Annotated in this window: 6 protein-coding genes and 1 pseudogene; 6 read left to right on the forward strand and 1 reads right to left on the reverse strand. The window is 59.7% G+C overall.

Annotated elements, in window-relative coordinates; translation table 11 throughout:
* The first annotated feature begins 334 nt into the window (after positions 1 to 334).
* The 3 genes from ACJH6J_RS23700 to ACJH6J_RS23710 are packed head-to-tail and all read left to right on the forward strand — an operon-like array spanning position 335 to position 2,795.
* Positions 335 to 1,267, forward strand: a complete 933-nt coding sequence (locus ACJH6J_RS23700; protein WP_346414689.1) for an ATP-binding cassette domain-containing protein — start codon at positions 335 to 337, stop codon at positions 1,265 to 1,267.
* Entirely contained in the window at positions 1,264 to 2,001 is a 738-nt protein-coding gene (locus tag ACJH6J_RS23705; RefSeq protein WP_406774530.1) for an ABC transporter permease, read from the forward strand. Before ACJH6J_RS23700 ends, ACJH6J_RS23705 begins: the two co-directional genes overlap by 4 nt.
* On the forward strand, positions 1,998 to 2,795 hold the full coding sequence (locus ACJH6J_RS23710) for an ABC transporter permease (protein ID WP_406774529.1): 798 nt from the start codon (positions 1,998 to 2,000) through the stop codon (positions 2,793 to 2,795). Before ACJH6J_RS23705 ends, ACJH6J_RS23710 begins: the two co-directional genes overlap by 4 nt.
* Positions 2,796 to 2,821: 26 nt before the next feature.
* Here ACJH6J_RS23710 and ACJH6J_RS23715 read toward each other — a convergent pair whose 3' ends face one another.
* Positions 2,822 to 4,123 (reverse strand): UDP-glucose dehydrogenase family protein, encoded by a 1,302-nt coding sequence (locus ACJH6J_RS23715; protein WP_406774528.1) that lies wholly within the window; start codon positions 4,121 to 4,123, stop codon positions 2,822 to 2,824.
* Positions 4,124 to 4,454: 331 nt separating this feature from the next.
* Here ACJH6J_RS23715 and ACJH6J_RS23720 point away from each other — a divergent pair, with 331 nt between their 5' ends.
* The 3 genes and pseudogenes from ACJH6J_RS23720 to ACJH6J_RS23730 all read left to right on the forward strand — a co-directional run bounded on the left by ACJH6J_RS23720 (position 4,455) and on the right by ACJH6J_RS23730 (position 6,331).
* The gene (locus tag ACJH6J_RS23720) at positions 4,455 to 5,288 is read left to right on the forward strand and encodes a glycosyltransferase (RefSeq protein WP_346414685.1); all 834 of its coding nucleotides are present in this window, start codon (positions 4,455 to 4,457) and stop codon (positions 5,286 to 5,288) included.
* Positions 5,289 to 5,486: 198 nt separating this feature from the next.
* Positions 5,487 to 5,941, forward strand: a pseudogene (locus tag ACJH6J_RS23725) (IS3 family transposase); the annotation flags it as partial.
* 192 nt (positions 5,942 to 6,133) lie between these two features.
* Entirely contained in the window at positions 6,134 to 6,331 is a 198-nt protein-coding gene (locus tag ACJH6J_RS23730) for a hypothetical protein (RefSeq protein ID WP_406774527.1), read from the forward strand.
* The last annotated feature ends 477 nt before the right edge of the window (positions 6,332 to 6,808 follow it).

The following is a 6,808-nucleotide window of genomic DNA, read 5'->3' on the forward strand; positions in this document are numbered from 1 at the left end:
ATTCAGCAAACTCTAAGACATAGCTGATACGTGGTCAACCGCAACCTCGACAACGGCGGGTCGACTTGCCTCGCGACAACCCTGGGCAAGGTCCATTCAGTCCGGTGACCACCACAGACGGCGTCATGCCCGGCGGTCGATCGGCGGCGCGTTCCGCGATGGCGACGAGCACCGCAATTCATTTGCCCGAAAATTTGTCGCCGACGTAGAGATCCGGCAACCGAATCGGGGTCTCGATGGGGCCCTCGCCGAGCGCCACATAGTGATGATGTCCACATCACGGCGTGCGCTGTGCGAATTGAATGCGCTGCGGCTCTCTGTATCGTATGACTCCGTGATCGAGCTCATTAACGTCGCCAAGACTTTTGGCGGGTCTGTTCCCGCACTCCGCGACGTGAGCTTTTCCGTCCCCACCGGCTCTGTGTGTGCGTTGCTGGGACACAACGGCGCCGGCAAGACGACGACCGTCAAGATCCTCTCCACCTTGCTCAAGCCGACCTCGGGCCAGGCGATCGTCGCCGGCTACGACGTGGCAAAGGAACCGGCGAAGGTGCGTCAGTCCATCGGCGTCACCGGACAGGATGCCGCCCTGGACCTCCGGCTGACCGGACGGGAGAACCTCGTCCTGTTCGGGCGCCTGCGGGGCCTGCGGCGCGGCGAGGCCCGCAGCCGGGCCGACGAACTGATCACCCAATTCGACATGGGGCACGCCGCGGACCGCCAGGTGAGCGGGTATTCCGGCGGCATGCGCCGCCGCATCGACATCGCGGTGTCCCTCGTGGTCCCACCGAAGGTGCTGTTCCTCGACGAGCCGACCACCGGGCTGGACCCGCGCAGCCGCCGCGACGTCTGGAATCTGGTGTCCTCGATGAAGTCCCAGGGCATCACCGTCCTGCTGACGACGCAGTACCTGGAAGAAGCCGACATCCTCAGCGACTCCATCGTCATCCTCAACGGCGGACAGATCGTCGCCCGCGGGACCGCCGACGAGCTCAAGCGCCAGACGGGCTCGAGCTACTGCGAGATGACCCCGCTCAACCCGGATGACCTGCCGCGCATCGCCACGGCCCTGGCCGATTTCGACGAGATCGAGGTCGACACCGACGCGACGACGGTGTCGGTACCGGCGCCGGGCGGCGTCGCGACCCTGACCGAGGTATTCCGCCGGATGGACGAGATCGGCGTCGAACTCATCGACATCTCGCTGCGCCGCCCCTCACTCGACGAGGTGTTCCTCCACCTCACCACCCCGGCGACCACGGCATGAACGCGCCGACAATTCTTACTGCCCGAATCGTCAGCCGAAGTCGGGTAGATTTGATCTTCGCAGCGGTGGCTCCGTTGCTGGGCTTAATTGGCCTAACCTTGTTGCTGCGCGATGTGATCAACACCGGCGGAATGAGTTACGCGCAGTACGTACTGCCTGCCGTGGTTGTTCAGGCTATGTTATTTGGGGCGCTCACCACCACCGATCGGGCGGCGCACGAAAAGGCCAGTGGTATGGGTGTTCGACTACGCACTCTCCCCATTTCCCAATACGCGCCACTCTTGGCCCGAATGAGCTACTGCATCATACGTGGCGCACTCGCGACAGTTGCATCAATCGCTGCAGCATCAGTGTTCGGATTCCGATTCGCTGGCGGCATTGGCTATGTGGCAGCGTTTTTCGGTCTGGCTCTCACTCTCACCTTGGCGCTGTCGCTGGGCGCCGACGCGACAGGCAGTAAGGCTGGTCGGACCGAAGTTGCCAGCCAGTTACTTATGGTGCCCCAGCTGCTATTGGTCCTGCTTTCGACCGGACTCGCTCCGCTGGGATCGTTCCCCACTTGGGTACAACCCTTTGTCCGTTACCAACCCATTTCTCAGATCACCGAAACGCTGCGCGGCCTCACCAGCGGTCACGTGCACCAAGGCAATCTGCTCGTCAGCCTCGCATGGTGCGTTGGGCTTCTCATTGTCTTCGGCATGTTCGCACTCCGGTTGCAAAGGCGGGCCCAGTGAATACCCAATCAACGCGGCAATTTTCGCTGTTAACCGAAAGTTGGATATTCGCCAGCCGGTTGCTCATACAGTGGCGGCGCTACCCAACCGTGCCCCTTCAAGCGCTGCTGTTTCCCACGGTTCTATTGGTCGCCTATAGTCTGCTAGTCGGAACCTCGATGACCCGCCTCACCGGCAACAGCGGCCTTGACGTACTGATCCCGGTGTGCGCGGTTGCGGGTGCCATGTCCGGTTGTGTGGGCGCCGGGATGACTATGCCTCATGATCGAGAGAGCGGCCTGCTCACCCGGCTGTGGATCATGCCCGTCCGAAGAGCGAGCGCGCTGATCGGGACGCTGCTCGCCGAATCCATGCGCACTTTCGCCGGGAGCGCACTTATCCTGGCAACTGGCTATGCACTCGGCTTCCGATTTGGCGGCAACATCATCGAACTGCTCGCATACCTCGCTGTTCCGAGTCTCGTAGTCCTCGTCTATGCGATGATCGTGATCACGTTGGCATTACACGACCAAGGCCGCACAATCCTGGCATGGGTAGGTACTGCCAGCATGGGTTTAGCGTTCGCAGCGATCATTCCGGTCGCCAAACTCCCGGCGTTACTGCGTCCCCTTGCCCAATATCAGCCCGTCGCCCCGGCTATTCAGGCCATGAGCCAGCTGTCGCAAGGCGCTGGCGCATTCTGGCTGCCACTCGCGGCTTCCGTTGCTTGGATCGTTGTTCTCAGCGCGCTGTTCGGCCCCCTTGCCGCGCGTAACTACCGGCAAGCTGCTGAGACAGGACAGCTTGGCGACTGATTCCAGTCGCTATCTGACCTGACGGGTCAAGTCAGATAGCGCCAGCCGCACTTGGTCCACCACTCACGGTCCAGGCAGAGCCGGCCGTCGATCACGGTGGTACGACGCACGATGGCACTGAGTTCAGCCGGGTTAATCTCGGTGAACTCAGACCACTCGGTCAATACCAGGACGACGTCGGCATTCTCGCATGCGCCACGAACCGAGTTCGCGTACGAAAGCGTCGGAAACACTCTGCGGGAGTTCTCAATCGCCTTCGGGTCGTACACCGTGACCGAAGCACCCTGCAGCTGTAGTTGACCAGCGACATTAAGTGCAGGCGAGTCACGGACGTCATCAGAATCCGGTTTGAACGCCGAGCCCAGGATCGCGATGTTCGCACCCAGGAGCGACCCGTTGCAGGCAGCTCTAGTGACCTCGACCATACGTGTACGACGCCGCATGTTGACGTTGTCCACTTCACGCAAGAACATTAGGGCCTCCGAGGCGCCTAGTTCGCCAGCACGCGCCATAAAAGCCCGGATGTCCTTGGGAAGGCAGCCGCCGCCAAAGCCTAGACCGGCGTTGAGAAAACGGCGGCCGATGCGCGCGTCATAACCGATCGCGTCGGCGACTGCTCTCACATCCGCGCCTACAGCATCGCATACCTCGGCGATCGCATTGATGAAGGAGATCTTGGTAGCCAGAAAGGCGTTGGCGGATACCTTGACCAGTTCGGCGGTCTCCGGGTCCGTCACGATGAACGGTGTATCCCGCTCAAGAATCGTGGCATACACCTCGCGGGTCAGTGTCTCAGCCCGGCCACCTTCGGTACGGCCCAACACAATCCGATCCGGGGTCAATGTGTCATGCACGGCATAGCCTTCGCGGAGGAACTCAGGGTTCCAGGCGATTTCGATCTCGCCCTCCGTGGACAGAGCGCGGGCTCGGTCAACGAGCTTCGCGCATGTGCCCACGGGCACAGTGGATTTGCCGAGGATCAACACCTCGCTGCGCACTAGCGGAGCGAGTCCATCGATAACAGCTTCGACGTATCGCAAGTCTGCAGCCGATTCGCCCTTCTTCTGTGGGGTACCGACCGCGATGAAGTACAGCGCCCCCCAATCCGCAGCGTCCTGATAGCTGGTGGTGATACGCAAAAGGCCGGATTCCAGGTGCTTTTTCAGCAGCGCCGCCAGTCCAGGCTCGTAGAACGGCACTTCGCCATTCGCAAGCTTGGCAACCTTGTCGTGATCTACCTCGACCCCGAGCACCTCGTGGCCCAATTCAGCCATACACACAGCGTGGGTGAGTCCGAGGTACCCCATACCGAATACTGTCAGCCGCACGACTGATCTCCTTGCTTCTGCTTGCTGTCATCGAGGTATAGCGAGCCCTGAGGGCCGAGCTCGCCCGACGCGCGCTTCCAATTGCCAGCTAACACGGCCGATCGCTGTGAGGCTACCGTACGGCCGACGTCGAACTGCCGAAGCGCATTGTCTGCTGACCACACCTCACAGCTTGTCGCGAGGTGGTGGTCAGTCGGATGGTAGGTTTGCGCATGGCGCGAGAGGCCACAGAGAGGCCATGCAACGGTTTGCCCGGCGGCGTCGTTGGCACCCCGAAACATTTTGGCGTAGGCGTCATTTGAGACGCAGTACGGAAGGGACACTAACCGTAATGTCGAACGAGTTGCCGGTCATTGCCGCGATTCCCAACTACAACATGGGCCACCACCTACGCAAGCTCCTGCCACAGGTGCTGGTACAGGGCTACGACCGCATATATGTGTTCGATGACGGGTCCACTGATGACAGTGTCGAGGTGGTCAAGGAGTTTGGCGGTCAGGTGCAGATGATCGTCGCCCCGCAAAACCAGGGCTGCACAGCGAACCGCAATCAAGTCCTCAAGGTGATCGATGGCGACGAGCTCATCCACTTCATCGATGCCGACATGGATCTGGAGACCGAGAACATCGCCGACGTGGCGCGCCAGGTTGCCGCTCGCTACGTCGACAAGGGCGTGGGTGCGATAGGCGGGCTGGTAAGCCGCACCGACGGAAGTCAGGAACCTTACAATTTCGGCCCAGCGTTTTGTTTGCACACGCACATGACGGCGATTCCCCCAGTCCTCGACCGGATCCGCAACCGTCCCAAATTGGCCCGCACGATTCAGCAGGCGGTCCGGCCAATCGTCAAGAACTATCCGAACGTGCTGGATGCACCAACAGCTCAGGAGACTTTCTGGCTGCACGAGGGCAACATGCTGATCTATGCCGATGCGTACAAATCGATCGGCGGCTATGACATCAACATGCGCAACCATGGGGCTCAGGATCTGGCGATCCGATTGGAGAAGAAGGGCATCAAACGCTGGTTCGACCCTTCAATCGAAGTGGTCCACCACTACATCGATGTGCGCGGTAAGAAACGTAAGAAGCAACAGTACGAATCTCTGCGTTACCTGCTCGGAAAGCATGGGTTCAAAGCCTGGGTCACGGGTAACTATCGCTGACGTGGCTTAACATGCAACTTGCTCGGGCGCTTGCGACATGAACAACCGATATTTCCGAGAGGCGGGTACTTTCGTAGCGTGGTGACCCCGTGATGGGACAACCCCGGTTTGGTTGTCTCTTGAACTGTGAGGATCGAAACGATCAACCTCTTGCCACAGCCGTTCCCGCCAAGCTTCGAGTCGACGCTACCGCAGTGGCCCGCACCGGTGGAGCCTCTGGCCGGTAACCTTGCCGATGACGGCGTGCCCGTCGAGGCGAACCTGCCGGTTCTTAGGGTCTCCATCCAGGCGATCTATAGTTGGCACAAAAGCGCCTGTGACGCAGCGAATTTGGGGCGATGTGCACTTGATCAACGCCGCCCGCGACATCGACGCCGACGACCAAGCCTTCGGATACTGATTCACTGCCGACCAATTACCAGGGCGCGGAATCCGCGCTGGCAAGAACCGGCAGCGCGGTTATGCTCCCAGGAGCGCATCTGGTCAAGCTTCGTCAAGAAGCGTGGCCTGAACTCTCAACTCGGTCCTGCGCCATCAAAGGCGTCTACTTCAACTCCTATTGTGGGCCACTCGACCTTATCGCGGATAAGTTCTCGCCGACGGTAGCCGCTTTGAATCAGGCTGTGTCATCGTACTCGCCGGTCGCGACGATCACTATTCAGCCCGCGGTTTGGCTTTACCCTCCTGGGACCCGAAGACCTCGCAGATGGGGTCGACGCAATCCATCGGGAGTCGCGGCACGATTTCGCAAAAATCGGCACATCAAGTGCAGGTGCGACCCTAGAATGGAGGTCGTGCACCACCGCGGACATGTCCGTGGTAAGAAATTGTACATAGGGGGATAAATGCATTCTGCCGAATATTGGGTATTTAAAGCACGTCAAAACTGGTCTAAATTGTCGGTACCCGATAATCCGCATTTCGACAGCGCCGAATCGACTAAATGGTTTATTGGCCAACTGAATAATGCGAAGTCGTATCTTGAGTACGGCACCGGCGGATCAACCATCCAAGCCGCCAGTCGCGGCGTCAACATGGTGTGAGTCGAGTCCGACCCCAACTTCCTCCGTCTCGTCGGCGCAAAAATTGCGGCAGCCGGACTTGAAAGCGAAAACCAACAACTGGTATACGCGGATATAGGCCGCACGGGCCCTTGGGGACGGCCATACGGCCACGCAGATGAGCAGCGCCTAGCACTGTACCGACGCTATTCGGATCCGCGATTCATAAATGTGCCACCAGATTTGGTGTTAGTAGACGGGCGCTTTCGAGTGGCTTGCGCCGCGAAATGCTTTAACCTGCTACGGGATACACACGGGTGGCAAGTCGTCGTCGACGACTACATCAACAGACCGCATTACCACATTCTGGAGAATGTGGCAGAATTCTTCCCGGTCGGTCGGATGGCGGTCTTCACGAAAGTAAAATCGAATGCCGACTTAAACGGGCTCTTCACAGATGAGGGTGTAGAGGTGGTTGGCGCGTCGTTGCCGGGATAGAGGTCGAGGTCTCTCGAAAAT

It is taken from the genome of Mycobacterium sp. SMC-18, assembly GCF_045310895.1.
GTDB lineage: Bacteria > Actinomycetota > Actinomycetes > Mycobacteriales > Mycobacteriaceae > Mycobacterium.

Coding starts and splice junctions, on each gene's coding strand:
- ACJH6J_RS23720 (WP_346414685.1), top strand. CDS start 4,455: ATGTCGAACGAGTTGCCGGTCATTGCCGCGATTCCCAACTACAACATG.
- ACJH6J_RS23705 (WP_406774530.1), top strand. CDS start 1,264: ATGAACGCGCCGACAATTCTTACTGCCCGAATCGTCAGCCGAAGTCGG.
- ACJH6J_RS23730 (WP_406774527.1), top strand. CDS start 6,134: ATGCATTCTGCCGAATATTGGGTATTTAAAGCACGTCAAAACTGGTCT.